Annotated in this window: 20 protein-coding genes and 1 pseudogene; 9 read left to right on the top strand and 12 right to left on the bottom strand. The window is 73.3% G+C overall.

The window, feature by feature from the left end; translation table 11 throughout:
* From ABT288_RS41050 to ABT288_RS41035, 4 genes are all read right to left on the bottom strand, one after another.
* The coding region (locus ABT288_RS41050) for a response regulator transcription factor (RefSeq protein WP_351619438.1) at positions 1-388 on the bottom strand (388 nt) is incomplete at its 3' end.
* Entirely contained in the window at positions 342-1,097 is a 756-nt protein-coding gene (locus ABT288_RS41045) for a phosphatase PAP2 family protein (protein WP_351619435.1), read from the bottom strand. The genes ABT288_RS41050 and ABT288_RS41045, both read right to left, overlap by 47 nt.
* Positions 1,094-1,507 (bottom strand): hypothetical protein, encoded by a 414-nt coding sequence (locus tag ABT288_RS41040; RefSeq protein ID WP_351619432.1) that lies wholly within the window; start codon positions 1,505-1,507, stop codon positions 1,094-1,096. The genes ABT288_RS41045 and ABT288_RS41040 overlap by 4 nt, the downstream gene beginning before the upstream one ends.
* Positions 1,507-2,166 (bottom strand): DedA family protein, encoded by a 660-nt coding sequence (locus tag ABT288_RS41035; protein ID WP_351619430.1) that lies wholly within the window; start codon positions 2,164-2,166, stop codon positions 1,507-1,509. The genes ABT288_RS41040 and ABT288_RS41035 overlap by 1 nt, the downstream gene beginning before the upstream one ends.
* Positions 2,167-2,404: 238 nt before the next feature.
* On the opposite strand from ABT288_RS41035, the gene efeU reads away from it, so the two are divergent.
* The 4 genes from efeU (at position 2,405) to ABT288_RS41015 (ending at position 7,556) form a co-directional block, all read left to right on the top strand.
* Positions 2,405-4,429 (top strand): iron uptake transporter permease EfeU, encoded by a 2,025-nt coding sequence (gene efeU / locus ABT288_RS41030; protein ID WP_351619427.1) that lies wholly within the window; start codon positions 2,405-2,407, stop codon positions 4,427-4,429.
* 56 nt (positions 4,430-4,485) lie between these two features.
* Positions 4,486-5,757, top strand: coding sequence for an iron uptake transporter deferrochelatase/peroxidase subunit (gene efeB / locus ABT288_RS41025; protein ID WP_351619425.1), 1,272 nt, complete (start codon positions 4,486-4,488; stop codon positions 5,755-5,757).
* Between the two features lie 98 nt (positions 5,758-5,855).
* Positions 5,856-7,013: a Nickel transporter NicT gene (nicT, locus tag ABT288_RS41020; protein WP_351619422.1), complete on the top strand. Its 1,158-nt coding sequence runs from the start codon at positions 5,856-5,858 to the stop codon at positions 7,011-7,013.
* Positions 7,014-7,079: 66 nt separating this feature from the next.
* Complete coding sequence (locus ABT288_RS41015) at positions 7,080-7,556, top strand: DUF5709 domain-containing protein (RefSeq protein WP_351619419.1); 477 nt, start codon at positions 7,080-7,082, stop codon at positions 7,554-7,556.
* Positions 7,557-7,683: 127 nt separating this feature from the next.
* Here ABT288_RS41015 and sthA read toward each other — a convergent pair whose 3' ends face one another.
* Positions 7,684-9,069 carry a Si-specific NAD(P)(+) transhydrogenase gene (sthA, locus tag ABT288_RS41010; RefSeq protein WP_450857322.1) on the bottom strand — a complete coding sequence of 462 codons (1,386 nt, stop codon included), beginning with the start codon at positions 9,067-9,069 and terminating at the stop codon, positions 7,684-7,686.
* Between the two features lie 154 nt (positions 9,070-9,223).
* On the opposite strand from sthA, the gene ABT288_RS41005 reads away from it, so the two are divergent.
* Positions 9,224-10,357, top strand: coding sequence for a molybdopterin-dependent oxidoreductase (locus ABT288_RS41005; protein ID WP_351619413.1), 1,134 nt, complete (start codon positions 9,224-9,226; stop codon positions 10,355-10,357).
* A gap of 135 nt (positions 10,358-10,492) precedes the next feature.
* Here ABT288_RS41005 and ABT288_RS41000 read toward each other — a convergent pair whose 3' ends face one another.
* Complete coding sequence (locus ABT288_RS41000) at positions 10,493-10,699, bottom strand: hypothetical protein (protein ID WP_228618244.1); 207 nt, start codon at positions 10,697-10,699, stop codon at positions 10,493-10,495.
* A 153-nt stretch (positions 10,700-10,852) separates the two neighbouring features.
* Here ABT288_RS41000 and ABT288_RS40995 point away from each other — a divergent pair, with 153 nt between their 5' ends.
* The gene (locus ABT288_RS40995; RefSeq protein WP_351619410.1) at positions 10,853-12,703 is read left to right on the top strand and encodes a glycoside hydrolase family 15 protein; all 1,851 of its coding nucleotides are present in this window, start codon (positions 10,853-10,855) and stop codon (positions 12,701-12,703) included.
* Positions 12,704-12,794: 91 nt separating this feature from the next.
* Positions 12,795-13,028, top strand: coding sequence for a hypothetical protein (locus tag ABT288_RS40990; RefSeq protein WP_228618240.1), 234 nt, complete (start codon positions 12,795-12,797; stop codon positions 13,026-13,028).
* 13 nt (positions 13,029-13,041) lie between these two features.
* Here ABT288_RS40990 and ABT288_RS40985 read toward each other — a convergent pair whose 3' ends face one another.
* From ABT288_RS40985 to ABT288_RS40960, 6 genes and pseudogenes are all read right to left on the bottom strand, one after another.
* Positions 13,042-13,716, bottom strand: a complete 675-nt coding sequence (locus ABT288_RS40985) for a hypothetical protein (RefSeq protein ID WP_351619407.1) — start codon at positions 13,714-13,716, stop codon at positions 13,042-13,044.
* Positions 13,717-13,849: 133 nt separating this feature from the next.
* On the bottom strand, positions 13,850-16,588 hold the full coding sequence (locus ABT288_RS40980) for a SpoIIE family protein phosphatase (protein ID WP_351619405.1): 2,739 nt from the start codon (positions 16,586-16,588) through the stop codon (positions 13,850-13,852).
* 83 nt (positions 16,589-16,671) lie between these two features.
* Positions 16,672-19,182, bottom strand: coding sequence for a SpoIIE family protein phosphatase (locus ABT288_RS40975; RefSeq protein WP_351619402.1), 2,511 nt, complete (start codon positions 19,180-19,182; stop codon positions 16,672-16,674).
* 413 nt (positions 19,183-19,595) lie between these two features.
* Positions 19,596-19,904, bottom strand: a pseudogene (locus ABT288_RS40970) (2-phosphosulfolactate phosphatase); the annotation flags it as partial.
* An 11-nt stretch (positions 19,905-19,915) separates the two neighbouring features.
* A complete protein-coding gene (locus ABT288_RS40965; protein WP_351619399.1) occupies positions 19,916-20,200 on the bottom strand; it encodes a DUF1232 domain-containing protein in 285 nt (94 codons plus the stop codon).
* A 30-nt stretch (positions 20,201-20,230) separates the two neighbouring features.
* Positions 20,231-21,466: a hypothetical protein gene (locus ABT288_RS40960; RefSeq protein WP_351619398.1), complete on the bottom strand. Its 1,236-nt coding sequence runs from the start codon at positions 21,464-21,466 to the stop codon at positions 20,231-20,233.
* 352 nt (positions 21,467-21,818) lie between these two features.
* On the opposite strand from ABT288_RS40960, the gene ABT288_RS40955 reads away from it, so the two are divergent.
* Both ABT288_RS40955 and ABT288_RS40950 read left to right on the top strand, forming a co-directional pair.
* Positions 21,819-22,211, top strand: a complete 393-nt coding sequence (locus tag ABT288_RS40955; protein ID WP_351619441.1) for a PadR family transcriptional regulator — start codon at positions 21,819-21,821, stop codon at positions 22,209-22,211.
* Positions 22,208-23,209 (top strand): hypothetical protein, encoded by a 1,002-nt coding sequence (locus ABT288_RS40950; protein WP_351619395.1) that lies wholly within the window; start codon positions 22,208-22,210, stop codon positions 23,207-23,209. The genes ABT288_RS40955 and ABT288_RS40950 overlap by 4 nt, the downstream gene beginning before the upstream one ends.
* The last annotated feature ends 263 nt before the right edge of the window (positions 23,210-23,472 follow it).

Raw genomic sequence — 23,472 nt, 5'->3', positions numbered from 1 at the left:
CCGCGGCGGCGGCCGCGGCCGGGGGCGCGGTCCGGCGCAGGGCGGCGCGCAGCCGGGCGGCCAGCTCGGCCAGGTGGAACGGCTTGGGCAGGTAGTCGTCCCCGCCGGCCGAGAAGCCGGACAGGCGGTCCGTGAGTCCCTGCCGTGCGGTCAGGAAGAGGACCGGGGCGAGGAAGCCGTTGGCCCGCATCGCCTGGCAGACGTCACGGCCGTCGGCGTCGGGCAGGCCGACGTCCAGCACGACGGCGGACACGTCCGGTGTCGCCAGCCGCAGGGCGGTGGCACCGTCGCCGGCGCACACCGTGTCGAACTCCTCGTCCTGCAGACCACGCCGCAGCACGTCACGCAGGGCGTGATCGTCTTCGACGATGAGGATCCTGGGGCGCATCTCTCTCCACCGGCCCGTCGGCCGCGTTGTTCGGGTGGGGTGTGCCCGGCTGCGGGGCACGGGGAACGTATCGCCCGGGCAGCCACCGGGCCACCGCGCAGATGAAGACACCGAGCCAGCCGACGGCCAGCAGCCAGCCACCGACCACGTCGGTGAACCAGTGCACGCCGAGGAAGACACGGGTCAGCCCGACCCCCGCCCCCCAGCACGCGACCAGCAGACACAGCACCATCCTGCCGCGCGGGCCACGCAGGCACAGGGCCGCCATGAGCAGGCCCGCCGTCAGTGCGGCCGTGGTGGTGTGACCGGAGGGGAAGGACCAGCCGGAGGCCTGGGTCTGCCAGTCGTACTGCGGCGGCCGGGCCCTGGCGACCAGCTCCATCACGCCGTACCGCACCGCCTGGCCCGTGCCCAGGCAGACCGCGCAGAGCAGCACGGCCTCGAGTCGCTGCCGCGCGGAGCGTCCCGCGATCAGCCCGGCCAGGACCACCAGGACGTACGGCACGACACCCGTGCCCGTGGCGGTCAGGCCGCGGGCCACCGCCACCGCGACGGGCGGGCGGTGCCCGACGGACCAGGACAGCAGGCCCTGGTCCAGGTCGAACGGACCGCCCTGGTCGCTCACCAGCACGGCGGCCAGCGCAGCGAACGCGATCCAGGCGCCCAGCGCCACCGTCCCCGCCGGCTCCGCGACGTTCCTGGGCTTCATGCGGTTCCCGCCACCGGCAGCGGGCGCAGCCGGCCGCCGGACACCGTCCTCGCGACGACGCCGTGCGGATCGTCCGCCCCGGCCCGCGCCCGGGAGGCCGCCATGGCGAGGGCGCACACCGCAGCGAGGGCAGCGGCGGGGTGAGGGCTCGCGGATGCCCCGTCGTCCCGCGCGGGACGCGCCGCCGGAGTGCGGAGGGCCAGGCCCCGGCACGGACGGTCCCCTGCGGCCAGGGGCTTGACGGCGCTGCTCACGGCGGACAACGCCACCGGCACGGTCATGGCCGCGCTCGCCCCGTCCCGGCGGGCCCGCCACCGGCTCACCCCCATGTGCGGCGCGCACACCGCGCGGCCGTACGCCGGCCACACGGGCGCCCGGTCCAGTGACGAGCCCGGCAGGCAGGACAGCATCAGCGGGCTTCCTTGGCCGCTTTGCGGGAGCGCAGCACCTCGGCCGCGAGCGGGAGGAGGGACACGGCGACGATCAGCGCGATCAGCGGCAGCAGGTACTTGTCGACGTTCGGGATCGAGGAGCCCAGCGCGTATCCGCCGAGCGTGAGACCGAGGCTCCACACGAGGCCGCCCGCGACCTGCCAGAGGGTGAAGGTCCTGGCCGGGACCTCGAGGGCGCCCGCCAGCGGGTTCAGCACGGTGCGCACCACGGGGATGAAGCGGGCCAGCACGATCGCCTTCGCGTGTCCGTACCGCTCGAGGAGTTCCTCGGCGCGCTGTGCGCCCTCGCGCAGCTTGCCCGAGCGGCTGCGGGCCAGCAGCGCGCCGCCCGCCTTCCGGCCGATCAGGAACCCGCACTGCGAACCGGCCAGCGCGCCCACGGCCGCCATGACGAGCAGCGGCCCGAGCGAGAGGTGCACCCCGCTGTCGGACTTGCCCGTGCACAGCAGCCCCGCCGTGAACAGCAGGGAGTCTCCGGGCAGGAAGAACCCGATCAGCAGTCCCGTCTCCGCGAAGAGCACCACGCCGACGCCGAGCACGCCGAAGGTGGCGAGCAGCGAATGGGCGTCGAGCACGTTGACCGCGAGCTGCGACGCCAGGTGTGGGGGAGTGGCCATCGCCGTACGCCCTTTCCTTCGACTTCGACTTGGGCTTCGACTCGTCTTCGACTGCGACAAGTTCCGACTACACATTTGTAGACGGCCCACCGGACCGAAGACGAACGGAGAGCGGCGAACGTTCCCGGACTTTACCTGTCCATTGCCGCTTCGTGACCATTCGACTACATGGGCATGGCCATGATGGTCCGCGAAGGTAAGGTATGCCTTCACTAACTAACAGGGAGGGCAGCAGGGCATGTGGGACGACGCGTTTCCGAGTTTCCTGATCGGACTCAGGGAAGGACTCGAAGCCGGACTCATCGTCTCCATCCTGGTCGCCACCCTGGTGCGGGCCGAGGCGCGCTCGCGGCTGCCCCAGGTGTGGACCGGCGTCCTGGCCGCCGTCGCCGTGGCGATGAGCTTCGGCGCGGTGCTCACCTTCACGGCCGCGTCCATGCCGCAAACCGCCCAGGAGGCCTTCGGCGGCACCCTCAGCGTGATCGCCGTCGCCTTCGTCACCGCCATGGTCTTCTGGATGCGCCGTTCGGCCCGGGGCCTCTCCGGCGAGCTGAAGGAGAGGGTGACCGGCGCCCTTGCCATGGGCTCCGGCGTGCTGATCCTCACCTCCTTCCTCGCGGTCGGCCGTGAGGGCCTGGAGACGGCTCTCTTCCTGTGGACCACCGCGCAGGCAGCCGGCGAGTCGGCCGGACCGCTGACCGGCGCCGCCATCGGCCTCGTCCTGGCGGCGGGCCTGTGCTGGGGCCTGTACCGGCGCGTGCTGAAGATCAACCTGACGAAGTTCTTCACCGCCACCGGCGCCGTCCTGATCGTCATCGCCGCCGGTGTCCTCGGCTACGGCCTGCGCGATCTCCAGGAGGGCGGTGTGCTGCCCGGGAAGGCGGCCTATGCGGTCGACCTGGCGAGCAGCGTCGACGCCGGTTCCTGGTACAGCACCCTGATCCAGGGCGTCCTCAACCTCACCCCGACCATGACCTGGCTCCAGGTGGTGGCCTACGTCGCCTACCTGGCCGTCGTGATGACCCTGTTCGTGCGGGGCGTGCGGACCACGGCTCCCCGGCAGGCGAAGGAACGGCCCGAGCCGAAGGCCAGCCGGCCCGAGCGACGCCGGCCGGTCTGGGTGGTGCCCGCGGCGGTGGTCGCCGTGCCCGCCGTGATCGCAGGACTCGTCGTCGCCCTCTCCCGGCCCAAGCCCGCCGGTGACCAGACCGTCGCCGTCTCCGAGACCGAGTGCGGCAAGGGCTTCACCGCGCCCAAGCCCGGCCGGCAGACCTTCCAGATGCAGAACACCGGCGGCAAGACCTCCGAGGTCTACCTCATCGACCCGTCGACCAGCGCGGTCTACGGCGAGATCGAGGGCCTCGCCCCCGGCACCACCCGCGACCTCGTCGCCACCGTCGCCGGCGGCACCTACGCCTGGCGCTGCGTCCCCACCGGCGGCAGGGCCGTCACCTCCAAGCCGGTCACCGTGCGCGGCGGCGGCGCGGCCAAGCCGGTCGTCCCCGTCTCCGAACAGGACCTCGCCGCACCCCTGAAGGCGTACAAGACGTACGTCGAGCAGGGGCTGGACACCCTCGTCACCCAGACCCACACCCTGGACGACGACATCGAGCACGGCCACCTGGACAAGGCCCGCACCGACTGGCTCACCGCCCACCGCACCTACGCCTCCCTCGGCGCCGCCTACGGCACCTTCGAGGACTACGACAAGAAGATCGACGGCCGCGCCGACGGACTTCCGGACGGCGAGAAGGACAAGGACTTCACCGGCTTCCTGCGCCTGGAGTACGGCCTGTGGCACGGCCAGTCCGCGAGCGACCTGACCGCCCCTGCCCGGCAGCTCGCCACCGACGTCGCGGGCCTGCGCAAGGCCTTCCCGAGCCAGGACTTCGACCCGGGCGACCTGCCGCTGCGCGCCCACGAGATCCTGGAGAACACCCTCCAGTTCGAGCTGACCGGCGACACCGACGAGGGCAGCGGCACGGGCCTCGCCACCGCCGACGCCAACCTCGCCGGCACCCGCGAGCTGCTCACCGTCCTCGAGCCGCTGCTCACCCGCCGCGCCCCGAAGCTGCTCCCGACGGTCGACGCCGACATCGCCCGCGTGCAGAAACTCCTGGACGCCGCCCATGACGGCACCCACTGGACCCCCGTCGGCCAGCTCGCCCAGACCGACCGGCAGCGGCTGAACGGCGCCACGGGCCAGCTGCTGGAAGACCTCGCCCCGATCCCGGACCTGCTCGAGATCCGGAAGTCCGCCTGATGACCGAAATCTGCCCGATGATGTCCGCGCACCCGCACCCCGAAGGGAATCCTGCGATGTCCACTGCCGAACCGTCGGCCTGCCCGGTCGGCCCCGCCCGCCGCTCCTTCGTGCGGACCGCGCTGGGCGCCGGCGCCGCCGGAGCGGTCCTGGCCGGCGGAGGCTTCGCCCTCGGCGAGAGCGGCGGCACCGCGCAGGCCGGGTCGGCGAACCCCGACGGCACCGCAAAGGTCCCCTTCCACGGCGCCCACCAGGCCGGCATCGTCACCCCGGCACCGGCCGCCGCCACCTTCGTCTCCCTGGACGTCATCGCGGACGACCGCAAGGGCCTGACCGACCTGCTGAAGACCATCACCGAGCGGGCCCGCTTCCTCACCTCCGGCGGCACCCCCACCGACCTGGGCGTCGGCGCCCCGCCCTCCGACAACGGCATCCTCGGCCCCGAGGTCCCCTCCGACGGCCTGACCGTCACCGTCGGCGTCGGCGCCTCCCTCTTCGACGACCGCTACGGCCTCGCCAAGGCCAGGCCCGCCCGGCTCACCCCGATGCGGACCTTCCCCAACGACAACCTGAACGCGGCCGAGTGCCACGGCGACCTGTCCCTGCAGATCTGCGCCCAGAGCACGGACACCGTGCTGCACGCGCTGCGCGACATCGCCCGGCACACCCGCGGCGCCATGCAGATCAAGTGGCGCATCGACGGCTTCCAGAACGCCCCGCGTCCCGCCGGCGCCCAGCGCAACCTGCTCGGCTTCAAGGACGGCATCGCCAACCCGGACGTCACCTCCGCGCGCGAGACGGACAAGCTGATCTGGGTCGGGGACGGCCAGGGTGAGCCCGCCTGGACCAAGGGCGGCAGCTACCAGGTCATCCGGATCATCCGGATGCTGGTCGAGTTCTGGGACCGGGTCTCGCTCACCGAGCAGGAGAAGATGTTCGGCCGCCGCAAGGACACCGGTGCCCCGCTCGACGGCGCCAAGGAGACCGACATCCCGAACTACACCAAGGACCCGCACGGCACCGCGATCCCGCTCGACGCCCACATCCGCCTCGCCAACCCGCGCAAGGCCTCGACCGACAGCTCCCGCATCCTGCGCCGCGGCTACAACTACGACCGCGGCGTGGACAACGTCGGCAACCTCGACATGGGTCTGGTCTTCTGCTGCTACAACCAGGACGTCAGGCGTCAGTTCGAGGCCGTGCAGACCCGGCTGATCGACGAGCCCCTGGTGGACTACATCTCCCCGACCGGCGGCGGGTACTTCTTCGCCCTGCCCGGCGTCCGCGACACCCGGGACTGGCTGGGCCGGGGCATGTTCTCCGTCTGACACCGGCGGCCTTATTGCACATCGGTTGCAAGTGCGGTTGTATAGCGCATGGCTGTGCTGTGCAGCCGTACCCGCACCACCGAAGGATGACCCTCCCGATGACGGCCGCCCCTGGTTCCGCTCCGTCCCTTCCCGCCCAGGCCGACGCCAAGCGTTCGGCCTGGCAGCGTGTCCGCGGCTCCATGACGCGGCAGGAGTGGATCAGGGTCGGTTCGATGGCCGCCTTCGTGCTAGCCCTGCACATCATCGGCTGGGGCATCCTGGTCGGTATCGTCGCACCGCAGCACTTCAGCGTCGGCAAGGAATCCTTCGGTATCGGCATCGGCGTCACCGCCTACACCCTCGGCATGCGGCACGCCTTCGACGCCGACCACATCGCGGCCATCGACAACACCACCCGCAAGCTCATGGGCGAGGGGCAGCGCCCGCTGTCGGTGGGCTTCTGGTTCTCCCTCGGCCACTCCAGCATCGTCTTCGGGCTCTCCCTGCTGCTCTCCCTCGGCATGAAGACCCTGGCCGGGCCGGTCCGCGACGACAACTCGCGCCTGCACGAGGTGACGGGCCTGATCGGTACGACGGTCTCCGGCACCTTCCTGTACCTCATCGCCGGCATCAACCTGGTCATCCTGGCCGGGATCTGGAAGGTCTTCCGGCAGATGCGCTCCGGCGCCTACGACGAGGCCGCCCTGGAGACGCAGCTGAACAACCGCGGCTTCATGAACCGCCTGCTGAGCCGGGTCACCGGCTCGATCAGCAAGCCGTGGCAGATGTACCCCCTGGGCCTGCTGTTCGGCCTCGGCTTCGACACCGCGACGGAGATCGCCCTGCTGGTCCTCGCCGGTTCCGGCGCCGCCTCCGGCCTGCCCTGGTACGCCATCCTGTGCCTGCCCGTCCTCTTCGCGGCCGGCATGTCCCTGCTGGACACCATCGACGGCTCGTTCATGAACTTCGCCTACGAGTGGGCGTTCTCCAAGCCGGTCCGCAAGGTCTACTACAACCTCACCATCACCGGCCTGTCCGTCGCCGTCGCCCTCATCATCGGCACCGTCGAACTCCTCGGCCTCCTCGCCGACAAACTCGACCTCCACGGCGCCTTCTGGGACTGGATCTCCGGCCTCGACCTCAACACCGTCGGCTTCGTCATCGTCGGCCTCTTCTTCGCCACCTGGGCGATCGCCCTGCTGGTGTGGAAGGCGGGCCGTATCGAGGAGAAGTGGACGCAGGGCCTGGCCACGACCGAGCAGTCGGGGTCCTGAGGGGGTTGGCCGCCCGCTTCCGGGAAACGCGGACGGGACCGCCCGCGAGCCCAGAAGGAGGCGACCATGAGCGACCAGCAGTCCGAGCAGACCCCGATGGCGGACGACGCCTACCAGCCCACCGGAACCAACGAGGAACAGGCGGACGCCGGCCCCCTGGACCTCCAGGACGCGATCGACGAGCGCACCTACGACGACGTCCTCGATGAGGGCTACTCCCCGCCCGAACGCCCCCTCGCCGTGACCAAGCAGGGCACCACCGCCGCCGAGCAGCACACCGGGGAGACCCTGGACGAACGCCTCGCTCAGGAGGTCCCGGACGTTCAGCCGGCGGCAGGCGACGAGATCGGCGACCTCCCCGGGGGCGAGGGCGAACCGGTCGACCCCGAGGCGGGCGAGTCCCGCGCGGGCCGCCTGGTCGCCCCGGACGAGGGCGCGCACACGAACACCACCAAGGAGGAGGTCGCGCGGGACGTGGGCGTGGACGGGGGTGCGGCCGGCGCCGAGGAAGCGGCCGTTCACGTGGTGGAGAAGGGAACCTGAGCCTCTGGGCGGACGGAGCTGGACCAACCCAGGGGCGCGGGGCTGTATCGATATGCGGCTCCGCCGCGCGGGCGTGACCAGCCGAGGACGACCCGCACCCGGCGTCGAAGAGCCACCCGGAACGGCGCTACCCCAACCGGTCCACCTGACGGAGCCGATTCGTCGCGTCCAGCGCCGCGACCTTGTACGACTCGGCCAGCGTCGGATAGTTGAACACCGCGTCGACCAGGTAGTCCACGGTCCCCCCGCACCCCATCACCGACTGCCCGATGTGGATCAGCTCCGTCGCCCCGGAGCCGAAGCAGTGCACCCCGAGCAGCGTGCGGTCGACGGGGGAGACCAGCAGCTTCAGCATGCCGTGCGAGTCCCCGATGATCTGCCCGCGGGCCAGCTCCCGGTACCGGGCCACGCCCACCTCGAACGGCACCCGGTCCTCGGTCAGCTGGTCCTCGGTCCGGCCGACGAAGCTGATCTCCGGGATGGTGTAGATCCCGATCGGCTGCAGACGGTGCATCCGCCCCACCGGCTCCCCGAACGCGTGGTACGCGGCCGCCCGGCCCTGCTCCATCGAGGTCGCGGCGAGCGCGGGGAAGCCGATGACGTCACCGACGGCGTAGATGTGCGGCACCTCGGTGCGGTAGTTCTCGTCCACCTCGATCCGGCCCCGCGCGTCCGCCGCCAACCCGGCCTTGCCCAGGTCGAGTTCGTCGGTGAGGCCCTGCCGGCCCGCCGAGTACATCACCGTGTCCGCGGGGATCTTCTTGCCGCTCTCCAGCACGGTCAGCGTGCCCCGCGGATGGCGTTCGACGGCGGCGACCGTCTCACCGAACCGGAAGGTGACGGCCAGGTCCCGCAGGTGGTACTTGAGCGACTCCACGATCTCCACGTCACACAGGTCCAGCATCCCGGGACGCTTCTCCACCACCGTCACCTTGCTGCCCAGCGCGGCGAACATGGAGGCGTACTCCATCCCGATCACGCCGGCACCCACGATCACCATGGACCGCGGCACCCGCTCCAGCGAGAGCACGTTGTCGGAGTCCATGATGGTCCGCCCGTCGAACTCGACCGTGTCCGGGCGGGCCGGCCGGGTGCCGGTGGCGATGACGATGTGCCCGGCACTCAGTCGCCGTTCCCGGCCGGAGACCTCGGACAGCGCGACGGTGTGCGGGTCGGCGAAGCGGGCCGTGCCGGCGTACACGGTCACCTGGTTGCGGGTGAGCTGGCTGCGGACGACGTCCACCTCGCGGCCGACCACGTGCCGGGTGCGCGCGGTCAGATCGGCGACGGTGATGTCGTCCTTCAGCCGGTAGCTCTGCCCGTACATGTCGCGCTGGGTGAGACCGGTCAGGTACAGCACCGCCTCGCGCAGGGTCTTGGAAGGGATGGTCCCGGTGTGCAGGGAGACCCCGCCGAGCATGTCGGGGCGGTCGACGACGGCGACCCGGCGGCCCAGCTTGGCCGCGGCGATGGCGGCCTTCTGACCCCCGGGTCCGGATCCGATGACGAGCATGTCGAAGTCGAAGTCGGGCACCCTCGGGAGTCTGTCAGCCCCCCGGCCCGCTCCGGAAGAGATCGCCGCCGCCGAAATCTCCGGAGACGCGCGGAAGTTGCCGCCGGTGTCCGCTCTTGTCGCCGCGCCGGTGCCCCGGGAGGACAATGACGCCATGGGCCAGCGACCCGGCGACGTGAGCGCCCCCGCCCGGCTGGCCGGTCCCGGCGAGGGCATCGGCGCCGACGAACTCGCGCTCGCCACCCGCAACCACGGCCTGCCCCTGGAGGCACTGCGGCACGACATCACCCCGCCCGGACTGCACTACGTCCTCACGCACTACGACATCCCGTACGTGCCGGACGCCGGTGCCTGGCGGCTGACCGTCGACGGCCGGGTGCGCACCCCGCTCGACCTGTCCCTCGCCGACCTGCTGTCGTTCCCGCAGGTCACCACCCGGGTGACCCTGGAGTGCGCGGGCAACGGCCGGGCCCTGCTCACACCCCGGCCGGTCAGCCAGCCCTGGCTGGTGGAGGCGGTCGGCACCGCCGACTGGACCGGAGTGCCGCTCAGGGCGCTGCTCGCCGAGGCGGGCGCGGACCCGGCGGCCTCCGACGTCGTCTTCACCGGCGCCGACCACGGCGTGGAGCGCGGTGTCGAGCAGGACTACGAGCGCGCCCTGCCCCTGGCCGTGGCCACCGGCGACGACCCCGAGGTGCTGGTCGCCACCGCCATGAACGGCGCGCCGCTGCCGCCGCAGCACGGCCGGCCGCTGCGGCTGATCGTGCCCGGCTGGTACGGCATGGCCCAGGTGAAGTGGCTGCGTTCGGTCACGGTGAGCGACGTAGCGTTCACCGGCTTCCAGCAGTCGGTCGCGTACCGGATCCGGCGTACCGCCGACGAACCGGGCGAGCCGGTCACGCGGATCGCGCCGCGCGCCCTGCTGGTCCCTCCGGGCTTTCCCGACTTCATGTCCCGGACACGGGTGGTGCGGCCGGGGCCGGTGAGGCTGTTCGGCCGGGCCTGGTCCGGGCGGGCGCCCGTGTCCTCGGTGGAGGTCAGCACGGACCGCGGCGCGAGCTGGGAGCCGGCCGTTCTCGACCCGGTCGTGGACCGGCACCGGTGGGCCTGGCGGGCCTGGCATCACGCCTGGTCCGCCACGCCCGGAGAGCATGCGGTGGGTGCGCGTGCGACCGACGCCGACGGTTTCACCCAGCCCCTTGAGCAGCGCTGGAACCGAGGCGGCCTTGCCAACAACGCCGTGCGCTGGGCGCGGGTTGTGTGTGTTGCCGACGCCTCTGCGCCGTAGGGGTTTCCTGCGTCCTGCGGGCGCGGGCCGCGCGTGGTGGCCCGCGCCCGCGGAGCGGCCCCAGATCGCATACGGCCCCGCGCCCCTCGAGGCCGGCCCCCGTTGACAATAAGCCCTCTGTTTCCCCGGACCGCCCTACGGCATCAGCCTCTCGATGGCTGTGGGGCCCTCCTTCTCCATCTTGCGGCGTGCCCACTCGAGGTTCTTCGGTGTGACGTCCCTGCCCGCCGCCATCACCAGGTCCTCCGGGGTGACATCCCTGGAGGGTGCGGAGTGGAGCAGGGCGTCCGGGGTGCAGTGGTCGTCGGACGACCGGGACTCGTCGGGTGTGATCGTCGACATGATGCCTCCTCCTCGGTCCGGATGACCGCATCCGTGCCGGTGCCGCCGAACGGGGCACACTCTCACCATTCCCCGCAGCGCCTTCCCACGCCACCCGAGAGCACTCGCACTTAAGCTGGAAAACATCTCGCACCGCTCACCGGGAGGCCGCAGATGGCCGAGACCCCGTTTCCCGAGGACGTCCGCTCCCGCCCCCGCTATCTGCCGATCGCCGAGCACGGACTCATCGGCGACCTGCGCAGTGTGGCCCTGGTCGGCACGAACGGCACGATCGACTGGTACTGCTGTCCGTCCTTCGACTCCCCGAGCGTCTTCGCGGCCATCCTCGACGCCGAGCGCGGCGGCAGCTTCGAACTGGCCGCCGCCGTACCCGCGCGTGCCAAGCAGTTCTATTTCCCCGACACCAACGTACTGATCACCCGGTTCTTCACCGAGGACGGCGTCGGCGAGGTGCAGGACTTCATGCCGGTCACCTCCGACGGCGCGGCCGGCACGGGTGAGGCGGGCCGGCACCGGCTGATCCGGCGCGTGGTCTGCGTCCGCGGCACCGTACCCTTCCGCGTGCTGGTCGCCCCGCGGTTCGACTACGGCGCGGCCCCGCACACCCTGCGCACGATGGGCGGCACCATCGTCTTCGAGTCCGCCGAGCGGTCCCTGGCGCTGATCTCCACGGTCGACCTGGAGTACGACGACCGGGACGCGCGCGGCGACTTCAAGCTCGGCGAAGGCGAGTCGGCGGTGTTCGCCCTCGACCAGCTGGGCGACGCGGTGGCCCCCCGTGGCTGCGCCCACGCCGAGGCCGAGCACCAGTTCAACGCCACCGTGGCCTACTGGCGGAGCTGGCTGCACCAGTCCCGCTACCGGGGCCGCTGGCGCGAGATGGTGCACCGCTCCGCGCTGACCCTGAAGCTGCTCACCTACGCGCCCACCGGTGCCATCGTCGCCGCCCCCACCACCAGCCTGCCCGAGCAACTCGGCGGCGAGCGGAACTGGGACTACCGGTATGTGTGGGTGCGGGACGCCGCCTTCGCCGTGTACGCGCTGCTGCGGCTCGGCTTCACCGGCGAGGCGGAGGCGTTCATGCGCTTCCTGACCACGCACGTCAGTCCCTGCGACACGGACAGCTCCGCACCGCCGCTGCAGATCATGTACGGCATCGACGGCCGCCCCGACCTGCCCGAACGCGAGCTGCCGCACCTGGAGGGCCATCTGGGCTCCGCCCCGGTCCGCGTCGGCAACGCCGCCGCCGACCAGCTCCAGCTGGACATATACGGGGCCCTGATCGACTCCATCTACCTCTACGACAAATGGGCCCAGCCGATCTCCAGCTGCCAGTGGGACGACGTGTGCAAGCTGGTCGACTGGGTGTGCGCGCGCTGGGACCAGCCCGACGAGGGCGTGTGGGAGACCCGCGGCGGCCGCAAGAACTTCACGTACTCGCGGCTGATGTGCTGGGTGGCCATCGAGCGGGCCATCCGCCTCGCCAACCACCGCGGCCTGCCCGCCGAGCTGCCCCGCTGGCGGCAGGCCCGCGACGCGATCTACCGGCGGATCATGGACCGCGGCTGGTCGGAGCGGCGGCACGCCTTCGTGCAGTACGAGGGCGGCGACGTGCTGGACGCCTCGCTGCTGATGATGCCGCTCGCCAAGTTCGTCGCGCCCACCGATCCCAAGTGGCTGTCCACCCTGGACGCCCTCACCGAGGACCTGGTCTCCGACTCCCTGGTCTACCGCTACGACCCGCAGGCCAGCCCCGACGGACTGCGTGGCGACGAGGGCACCTTCTCCATCTGCTCCTTCTGGTACGTCGAGGCGCTGGTGCGGGCCGGCCGGCTCGACGAGGCCCGGCTGGCCTTCGAGAAGATGCTCACCTACGCCAACCACCTCGGCCTGTACGCGGAGGAGATCGGCCGTACCGGGGAGCAGCAGGGCAACTTCCCGCAGGCGTTCACCCACCTGTCCCTGATCAGCGCCGCGTTCAACCTCGACCGCGCCCTCGGCTGACCATCGGGTCGGTGTGTCCGCAGGTCGTACGGGTACCCGGAAGTCTCCGAAAGGGTAACGACGCAGGGTCGACAGAAGGAGGAGACCCCGTATGACCAGCTCCAGTGAGACAGGTGGCATCACCGGTACCCGCGACAAGAACTACGACCTCATCTGGTACGTCGAAGCGTGCCTGGACAACGCCCTGCGCCTGGAGACGTACATCCAGGACGCCGAACGCGACAACGACCGCGAGCTCATGGACCTGTTCCACAAGGCTCAGTCCGACAGCCGCAAGGGCGCCGAGATGGGCAAGCAGCTGCTGCGCGATCGGCTGAGCGCCTGATCGACTCCTCCGCTCAGGCGAACCGGGAACTCGGGACGGGCCCGGCGGAGCGTACGAACGCCCGGTCGCCGCGCAGCCAGGTGCCCTGGACGGCACCGGCGAACGCGGCGAACCGAGCGTCGTCGTCCGCCGGGCCCGCGCCGTCCCCCGGATCGGCGGCCGGGCCCGCGGCGGTCACCTCGGCGGCGATCTCCGCCTCCGGGCGGTCGTCCGCCGGGCCCAGCAGCTCGCGTGCGCGTGCAGCACCTGTCCGGGGCGCGTTCGAAGAGCTGTCCGACGATCTCCGGGCCGCCGTCGTGCGCCGCCAGGCCGTCGAGGTCGTAGGCGACGACGACCGTGTCCGTCCGGCCGGGGCCGTGAACGGCTCGGCGGGCAGGTCCAGCACCTCGGTAGCTTCCAGCAGGGTGCGCAGTCGCAGCAGCCCGCGCAGACAGCCGCCGGGGGTTTCCTGCAGCCACGCATAGCGGCCGTGCATGTCCGCGTCGAAGCCGTACGGCGACACGGTGCCGAGGACCGTGCCGACGATCACGTACTGCCAGCCGCGCAGATCGGTCAGGTCCAGCGAGGACACCCGCTCGGCGTCGGCCGCCCGCTCCAGCTCCCGCAGCGCGAGCGGTGATCCGTCGCTGCGCCGCAGCGCCTCGCGGAGCGCGGGGACCGCCAGGTAGGACACGCCGCGTTCAGGCATGCCCGAAGTCGTAGAGGGCCTTGGGGCGTTCGGGGTCGGCGGTGAGGGCCGGGCGCGTCCCCGGAATCCAGGCACTCCCAGGCCTTGAGGAGCTCGGGGGACTTCGGGCGGCGATTTCTGCGCCCGCACAGCTCTACGGCAGGGGCTGCTCCGCCCAGATGATCTTGCCGTCGGGGGCGTACCGGGTGCCCCAGCGCTCGGCGAGCTGCGCGACGAGGAACAGGCCCCGGCCGCCCTCGTCGGTGGTCGCCGCGTACCGCAGATGCGGCGAGGTCGTGCTGCGGTCGGACACCTCGCAGATCAGTGTGCGGTCGCGCAGCAGCCGTACCCCGATCGGGCCGCGTCCGTAGCGGATGGCGTTGGTGACCAGCTCGCTCAGGATCAGCTCCGTCGTGAAGTCCAGCTCTGCCAGGTCCCAGTCGGTGAGCTTCCGGGTCACCGCGGACCGCACCTCGGAGACCGCCGCCGGGTCGGACGGCACCTGCCACTCGGCGACCCGGTCGGGGCCCAGCACCCGGGTCCGGGCCACGATCAGCGCCACGTCGTCGTCCGGCCGGGCCGGCAGCCGGTCCAGCACCGCGCGGCAGGTCTCCTCCGGCGAGCCGCCCGGCGTGCTGTGCAGGGCGCCGCTCAGCAGGGCGAGACCCGTGTCGATGTCCCGTTCCCGGTCCTCCACCAGACCGTCGGTGTACAGCACCAGCCGGCTGCCCTCCGTCAGGTCCAGTTCGGCCGCCTCGAACGGCAGCCCGCCCAGACCCAGTGGCGGCCCGGCCGGCACCTCCGGGAACTCCACCCGGCCGTCGGGGTCCACCAGGGCGGGCGGCGGATGACCGGCCCGGGCCACGCTGCAGCGCCGCGACACCGGGTCGTACACCGCGTACAGACAGGTCGCCCCGGCGATCGACGCGGAGCCGTCCGCGGCGGTCTCGTCCTGGTCGATCCGGCCCACCAACTCGTCCAGCAGACTGAGGAGTTCGTCGGGCGGCAGATCCAGCGCGGAGAAGTTGTGCACCGCCGTGCGCAGCCGGCCCATGGTGGCCGCCGCGTGCAGCCCGTGCCCCACCACGTCCCCCACCACCAGCGCCACCCGGGCACCGGACAGCGGCAGCACGTCGAACCAGTCGCCGCCCACCCCGGACTGCGCCGGCAGATAGCGGTAGGCGATCTCCAGCGCGCCCTGCTCCGGCAGCGAACGCGGCAGCAGACTGCGCTGGAGCGTGACCGCCATGCTGTGCTCGCGCGTGTACCGGCGGGCGTTGTCGATGGACACCGCGGCCCGCGCGACCAACTCCTCGGCGAGCGCCAGCTCCTCGGAGTCGAACGGCTGCGGCTTCTCCGAACGCCAGAAGTTCGCCACGCCCAGCACCAGGCTGCCCGCCCTGAGCGGCACGGTGATCAGCGAGTGGATGCCGAACGCCAGGACCTGGCCGGTGCGCTCGGGGTTCTGCGCCCGCCAGCCGGGCGCCTCGCGCAGGACGGGCTCCAGGACCGACTGCCCGGTGGTGAGGCTGCGCGCCTGCGGCGAGGTGGCCACGAACCGGATCCGTTCGTCGACCGGATACAGCGGGGAGTCCTTGCGGATGCCGGCGCAGGCGGCGCGCCGCAGCGCCGTGCCCGGCTTCGGCTCCTCGCCGTGCAGGACCGCGTCGAACAGGTCCACGGTCGCGAAGTCCGCGAACCGGGGCACCGCCAGCTCGGCCAGTTCCCCGGCGGTACGGCTCACGTCCAGGCTGGTGCCGATGCCCACCCCGGCGTCGTACAGCATGTTCAGCCGCTCGCGCGCCACCTCCGCCCGGCCGGACAGGGCGCGCAGCTCGGTGGAGTCGCGCAGCGTGGTGACACTGCCGGCCGGGCCGCCGCGGACGTCGGTGGGGCGCTGGTTGATGGCCAGCAGCCGGTCCTTGACCAGGTGCACCTCGTCCGTGGCCACCCGGCCCGAAGCCAGCAGCGCCGCCGTCTCGTCGTCGAGGCCCAGCTCCAGCACGCTGAGCCGCTCGGCGTCCTCGGGCAGGTCCAGCAGCCGGTGCGCCTCGTCGTTGGCGAGCAGCAGCCGGCCGCCGGCGCCGACGATCAGCACGCCCTCCCGGACCGCGTGCAGCACCGCGTCGTGGTGCTCGTACATCCTGGTCATCTCGTACGGGCCCAGGCCGTGGGTCTGGCGCCGCAGCCGTCTGCTGACCAGGGCCGTTCCCGCGGTGGCCAGCGCGAGCGCCGCCGCTGCCGCCGCGAGCAGCAGGGGCAGCTGCTGGTTGGCGGCCCCGCCCACGTGCGCGGTGGTGATCCCGGCCGACACCAGACCCACCACCTTGCCGGAGGCGTCCTTCACCGGCACCACCACCTGCACCAGTGGTCCTATGGTGCCGTTGACGTGCTCGACGACCGTGCCGCCGGCCACCGCCGGGGCGATGGTGCCGACGAACTTCTTGCCGATGCGGTCGGGTTTGGGATGCGTGTAGCGGATGCCGTCGGTGTTCATCACGACGACGAAGTCCACGCCGGTCGCCTTGCGCGTGGCCTCGGCCTTCGGCTGGAGGAGGGCCGTCGGGTGCGCGGAGCGCAGCGCGGCCGCCGTGCCCGGCGCGTTCGCGAACGACTGGGCGACGGAGAGGGAGCGGTTCTGTGCCTCCAGGTCGGTGTCGCGCCGCACCTGGAGCACCTGCGCCACCACCGCCGCGACGATCAGCAGCAGCACGATCACCACTTGGAGCACGAACACCTGTCCGGCGACGCTGCGCCCGGTCACCGCCGACCGCAGCGCCCCGGGCGCGCCGCCGTTCCCGCCCGGGCCCTGCGGCCGCGCGCTCTCCGAGGCGTGCGGGGACTCGGAAGGACGGGGCGGCCGAGTCGCGTTCCGGCCGGACAGTCGCACCATGTGCCCATGTCTACACTGCCCGGCCCCGTCCGGCGAGACTGTCACCCGAGGCGACCGCAGCCGATCGGAGTGGTGCGATTCGCTCACCGGTGGCGTACGGGGGTCGAACGGCGGGCGGCGAGCAGCAGCGCCACGTCGTCGGGGCGGTCCGTGGCGTGCCGGGCGGTGGCCGTGAGCCGGTCGGCGACCCCGGCCAGCGACCGTCCGCCCCGGCGCCCGGCGGCGGCTCCGGCCCTGGCGAGCGCCAGCCGCAGCGCCTCGATGCCGTCGTCGATGTCCGCGCCCGGCCGCTCCACCAGCCCGTCCGTGTACAGGGCGAAGATCGCGTCCGGCTCCAGCAGCAGCTCGGCCACCGGGTACCGGGCCCGCGGATCCACCCCGAGGACGACACCGCCGGGGACGTCCAGCAGCCGGGTCCGGCCCTCGGGCGAGCGCAGCAGCGGCGGCGGATGTCCCGCCCGGGCGATCCGGGCACGGCCGGTGGCGGGGTCCAGCCGCAGATAGCAGCAGCTGGCGAACTGACCGGGGTCGAGGTCGATCAGCAGGCGGTTGGTGCCGCTCAGCACCTCGTCCGGCGGACGGTCGCCCAGCGCGAACGCGCGCACCGCACTGCGCAGCTGCCCCATGGTGGCCGCCGCCTGCACCCCGTGCCCCTGCACATCACCGATCACCAGCGCGAGTCCGTCTCCCGCCTCGACCACGTCGTACCAGTCACCGCCCACGTCCATGCCCTGCGTGCCCGGCAGATACCTGCCCGCCGTCTCCACCCGTGGATGCGTCGACAGCCGGCGGGGCAGCAGGGCCTGCTGCAGCCCGCGGGCGAGGGCCGCCTCGCTGTCGTAGCGCTGTGCCCGTTCCATGGCGTGCGCGATCAGCCCGGCGAGCGCGGTGAGGACCGTGCGCTCCTCGGTGCTGAAGCTGCGGGTGCAGTCGAAACCGAGGATGCACGAGCCGACCGGCCGGCCGGAGGCGATCAGCGGCAGGAAGGCCCGGGCGCCCTCCGGCGCGTCCAGCGGGATGCCCGGGTAGGCGGCCGCCAGCTGCTGCATCGACTCGAAGAACAGCGGCCGGCCCGTGGTCAGGCACTCCACGCCCGGCAGCCGCGCGTCGAGGCCGATCCCCTCGAACGGATCCAGGAACCCCTGCGGGAAGCCGCTCTCCCAGGCGAGAAAGAAGTGCCGTTCCTGGAGCAGGTAGATGGCGAGGCACCCGCCGCCGAACGCGGGCAGCAGCTCCCGCACGACCACCGCCGACACCTGCCGGGCGGTCACGGCGTCGGTCAGCGCGATGGCCAGGGTGATCGGCCGGTACAACGGCGCCATCGAGCCGCCGATCGTCACCGGGTCCTCCGGGACCTGCGCCTCGACGGCAGGCCCGACCGGTGGGTCCATGCGGCTGGCCGGGACGAGCGTGCAGCTCAGCAGGTCCTCGCCGCAGTGCACCGACACGGCGAGCCACTCGCCCGCACCGGGCTCGCCCCGTCTCCCGGCCGGGCGGCGCACATGGAAGTGCACGGGCCCCGGGGACAGCAGCGCACCGCGCAGATGGTCGTCGTACGGCGCACCGGCCAGCCACGGCATCGCCTCCCACAGGGGGCGCCCGAGCAGCCACTCCCGGCCCTGGCCGACGAGCCGGGCCGCGGCCTCGTTGACGTACACGACCATCCCCAGCCGGTCCAGGCAGAACACGCCCTGCGGCAGCAGGTCGGCCGCGCCGTCCGCGGAGGCGGCGGGCCCCGGAGCGACCACCACGCCGACGATATGCTCCGCGGCCCCGCTCTCCGCCACGGGCCACAGGTCCAGCAGCCGCTGCGTGCCGTCCCGCGCCCGCAGCCACAGGGGTGCGGCGGGCGGTTTCCCGGCCGCGGTGGCGCGCAGCGCGGCCAGGACCAGGTGCGTGTCGTCCGGGGCCAGCGTGTCCGCGAGCGCCGTGTCCGTCCACTCGAAGTCCTTGAGGGGCAGGCCGAGAAGGGAGTGCAGCCGGTCGTCCGCGTACACCGCGCGGGTCACGGGATCCCAGCGGAACCGCGCCACGACGGGCCGCGCGGGACGGCTCGCGGGCGGCCGTACGCACAGCGGCTCACCGTCCCAGACCACCGCGCGAGGGTCGCCGTCGGCGAGGCCGAGCAGCTCGGCGCCCAGGCCTTCGGCGAGCCTGTCGAGCAGGTCCCGGTCCAGCAGCTCGTCCGCGGTGTCCGCCGTCGCCTGGCGCAGCACCATGAGCACGCCCAGCGGCTCGCTGCCGCCCGGCACCGGCACGTGCACCGACCCGAACGGGAAGGGCAGGCTCGCCGCGAACTGCGGATACCGGCGCACCGTCTCGGCGGCGTTCGCCAGCATCACGGGTACGCCGAGGCGGTAGGCGTCGGCGACGGGGAAGGGTCCGTCGACGTGGAGTCGCCACCAGGGCCGGAACAGCGGGCCGGGCAGTCCCGCGAGCGCCGCGAGGCGCAGCAGGCCCGGGGTGCCGGAACGCAGATACACGGCCGCCACCCGGCCGCCGGACGCACCGAGCGCGCCGGTCGAGGTCTCGGCCAGCAGCGCGGCAAGCCGGGTCCGCGTACGGACCGGCTGCTCGCCACCGCTCCCAGTCATCGCCCCTACCTCGTCCCGTGCGCCTTCGGGTGGATGACACAGCAAGAATGCGCCAGAAGGACCGTGCGACGCACCTGGGAGGGGCGGGGAAACAGGGAGTGTGCCGGGCGAGGCGGGGAGGGCGGTGTTCCGGTGCGTCATGCCGGGGCCGTGTACGGGCCCCGCTGACCGGGCCGCCCCGGGGCAGAGACAGCGCCTGCGGAGCGATCCGGGCCGCCGCCGAGCCCCGGTGGGACGACGTCACCCCGGCCGCGGGCATCGCCCGACAGCACGAGGACGCCGGCCCGCCCGGCCGACCGGTCGTGCCGGTCCCGGACGGCCCGCGGGGCCCGGCTCCGGGCTCCCGGTGTCCAGCGGACGCAGCTTCAGATGACCGTCCACCCGGGCGGCCGCCCTGGTCGGCGTCCGGCGGCCCGGACGCGGTCCGCGGTGTACTCGGCGCAGGCGAGGTCCTCCTCGGCCCGGCCGCCGACCCCGGTGACGACGAAGGTCACCGTCCCGGGCCGGGCGCGGCGCAGCACCTCGGCGGTCGCACCGGCCACCACGAAGCCCGCGCACGGCAGCAGCCCGGCGTCCGCCACGGCCGGCGCCCCGGCGGGGGTCCTCTGCACGACCGTACGGCCCCGCACGTCCGGCGAACGCAGCCGCCGCGCGGGCGAGTTGGCCCACCGGAACGCCCACGCGGCCACCGTGAACGCCCGCATCACTCCATGATCAGGCATGCACCGGCCGTTCAGGACCCGTCCGGGCCGGGCGGCAGCGGCCGGGCGGCGCGCAGGCCGCGCAGCGCGAGCAGCAGGACGGCGATGTCGTCCAGGTAGACGGGGTCGGGCAGCAGGTCGGTGGGCAGCAGCAGATAGCCGACCGTGCCCCAGAACACCCAGCGCGGTCCCGTCGGGAGTCCGGCCCGCCGCAGCGCGCGCCGGGCGCGCACCAGCCGTACCAGCACACCGAGGGCGACGCCGAGCAGCACCGCCGCGACGACGGAGCCGGTCACCACCAGGGCGGTGGAGTCCATCCGGCCTCCCTCCGGGGTCCGACGGGACGGCTACGACGACCGGTCCGTGCCGTCGGCGGCCTCCGCGCCGCCGTTCTCCGCCGCGGGCCCGGCCGCCGGCGATGCGTCCGGTGCGCCGTCCGCCGGGCCCGCCGCCGGCTCCTGCGCGGCGGGGGCCGACTGGCGCTGGCCCTTGGCGGTGATCCTCAGCCGGTCGAAGGTCCGGGTCAGCTGCTGCAGCGCACCCGGCGTCCGGGACGCGGGCCGCTGTGGCGGAAGGCTGGGCGCCGGGACGTCACGGTAGGCGGCGAGCGCCTCCAGAGCCTGCTCGGCGGCCTCCTTGTACAGGTCACGGGACTTGGTCATCGCCTCCAGCGCCTCCGCGTACCGGGCGACCAGCTGCCGTTCACGCTCCAGCTCCTCCTGGAGCGTCAACAGGGTCCAGTGCTCCCGCAGGTCGGTCAGCGCCTCCTCGACCTCCCGCGGCAGCGGCCGGGGCAGGGCGGCGAAGTGCCGCAGGGCCGCGAAGAGTTCGGCGGGCTCGGAACCGTCCAGGAAGACGCTGCGCACGGTGTGCTCACGGCTGTCGTAGCCTCCCGGAGCCGGATCCGGGGGCAGCAGCACCGCGCCGCCGCGCGGCACCTCGACGCCGAGGGTCTTGAGCGCCCAGTTCACGGCACGGAACTGGTGCGGCGCGGCCCGGTGCTCCACCACCCGGTGCCGGAGGCCCGGCGGCAGCAGCCGCGTCAGCGGCAGCCTGCCCTGCTCGCCCGGGGTCATCGCCTCGTGCACGACGACATTGAGGCACCACGCCTCGCGCGCCGCTTCGCGCAGCCTGCGCCGCATCTCCTTGTCGTCCGCGGGCAGCGCGTTGACCTGCCGGAGGCGCAGCCCGGTCACGGTGGCGTGGTGGTCCCAGGAGCCGTCCTCGCCCGCCGCGCCCTCGGGCCAGAAGAGCGTCGCCGGGGAGGGCCATGCCTCGTCCCACGGGCGCTCAGCCTCCGCGACGAGCCGCCACTCCTGCCCCGGCCGCCGGTCCTCCTGCGTCACGAGGGTGAGCCGGGCCCGCACCGTCACCGTGCCGGCGACCCGCCAGCGCGCCTCGAACACGCGCCGGGCCGCGTCCTCGGGCACGGGGGGTTCGGCGAAGTCGTCGATGTCGCCGCTCTCCTTGTGCCGGCGCAGAGTGCGCCGGACGACCTCCTCGGGGGCGGGACCGGTGTGACGGCCACGGGCCGCCCAGAGGGTCTGCGGGACGGTGGCGCGGTCGGCGCTGGAGTTCGACATGAGCCAATCTGCTGATGGGGGCGGGTGCGCCTCCCAGTATCACCGCTCGGCGGGGCACCACGGCGTCAGGGGCCCGGTGGCGGCGTGGTGGCGGGGGCTGCACGCCCCCGCGCACGGGACGCGCGCCGTACACCCGGGGCGCTTGGGGCACGCCTCGGGCGGCCGTCGTTCACACGTGGTCGCGCCCCCCTGCGGTCCCCACAATGGTCCGGCGAACGGGGCCCGCCCGCCCATCCGCTCAGGGGCGGACCCCGTTCTTCGAGCGAGCGGACGCGGTGCTCGCACCGAGTCGGCGGCCCTGCTCGATATATATCGGCAGCCGATATATCATGGCGGCATGACAGCGAAGAGCATGACCCGGGCGGCGTTCTTCGTCCTCACTGCGCTCGCCGACCGGCCCCGGCACGGCTACGGCATCCTGCGGGAGGTGGCGGATCTGTCCGAGGGAGAGGTGCAGCTGCGGGTCGGCACGCTGTACGGCGTGCTGGACCGGCTCACCGCGGACGGCCTGATCGTGCTGGACCGCGAAGAGGTCCAGCAGGGCCGGCTGCGGCGCTACTACCGGCTCACCGACGACGGAGTGGCCGCCCTGGACGCGGAGGCCGAGCGGATGGCCGCCGGTGCCGGAGCGGCCAAGCGGCGCATCGCCGAGGGCCGCCGGGCCGGCGCCCCCGCCCGCCCCGCCGCCGGCCCGGCCGGGCTCGAACCCCCCACCGCACCCGGACTCGCGGGAGGCTTCGCATGACCACGTTGCTGGAGACCCGCTACCGCACCGTCCTGCGCCTGCTCCCCGCCTACTACCGGCGGGAACGGGAGGAGGAGATGGTCGAGACGTACCTGGAGGACCTCGACCGCGACACCCAGGACCAGAGCCGGCCCACGCTCGGCGAGGTGACGAGCATCGCCGCCCTGGCGGTGCGCAGCCGCCTCGGCGCCGCCGGGGCACCCCGGCGCTATGTCCTGCTCGGCTCGGGCACACGGCTCTTCGCGCTGGCCGCCGTGCTGCTCCTGGCGGCCTCCGCGGTCGTCGAGCCTGTGCTGCGGCTGACCTGGTTCTTCACTCGCGGCGGCGCCGAACGGCGGCTGTTCCTCGCGGACTTCACCGACCACGGGCTCCTCGCCGGGACGGTCGCCGTCGCCCAGTGGATCCTGCCGCTCGGCTGGACCGTCGCCTACTTCGCCCTCCTGCACGACCGCCGTCCCCTCGCCCGGATCGGCGCCCTGGTGGCCGCGGTGCCCAGCCTGTGGCCGCTGGTCCGCTCGCTGACGGGGGAGACGGTCGTCACGGAGCCGGCGTTCGTCGTGACGCTGGCCCTGCTCGCCTGGCTGCCCGCCGTCGCGCTGTGCGCCGCCCATCACCGTGACGCACCCCCGGCCCGGCTGCCCGCCGGCACCCCCGGTCTGGTCTTCATGGCGGCGTGCGTGGTGACGGGCGCGTCCCTGGTCCTCGTGCCCACCGCCGACGATCTGGTGTGGGGGCCCGCCAACTGCTTCCTCGTCGGCGCCCTGGCCCGCCTGCTGTGGAGCGCCCGCCGTGGGGCGAGCCTCGCTCCCGGCGGCGCCCTCGCCCTCGCCGCGCTCGGTGCGCTCCTGCTGGCCGCGCGCGTCGCGGCCGTCCACCCGTGGCTCCGGGTGCCCGGGGCCGGCGTGTACACCGGCGGCGGTCTCGCCCAGACCGCCGCGCTCGCCCTGCTGACGGTGCTCCTCGCGGTGGCCGGCCGCCGCGAACTGGCGGCACGCTGAGCCGCGTCGGGGTCGTCCAGCGCCCGTAGGCGGGTGCCGTCCCACGGGGACACCGGCTGCGAAGGGCCCGCGTGGGCGGAGGACGGGGAGCCCGTCACCGGCACGCCCGGGCGGAACCGGTGGCCGTGGACGTGGCCGGGTCCGGGTCCGGGGCCACTGCACTCCTGCGCGGTACGGCGAGGGGGCCGCGCGACCGCGCGCCGGCCCCACCCCGAGCCGTTCGGAGTACCCGTCCAAAGCCCCCCGCAACCCCACCCTGTGCG

This window comes from Streptomyces sp. NPDC001093 (assembly GCF_040298985.1).
In the GTDB taxonomy this organism is placed as follows: Bacteria; Actinomycetota; Actinomycetes; order Streptomycetales; family Streptomycetaceae; genus Streptomyces.
This window is presented reverse-complemented; position numbering and strand designations above follow the sequence as displayed.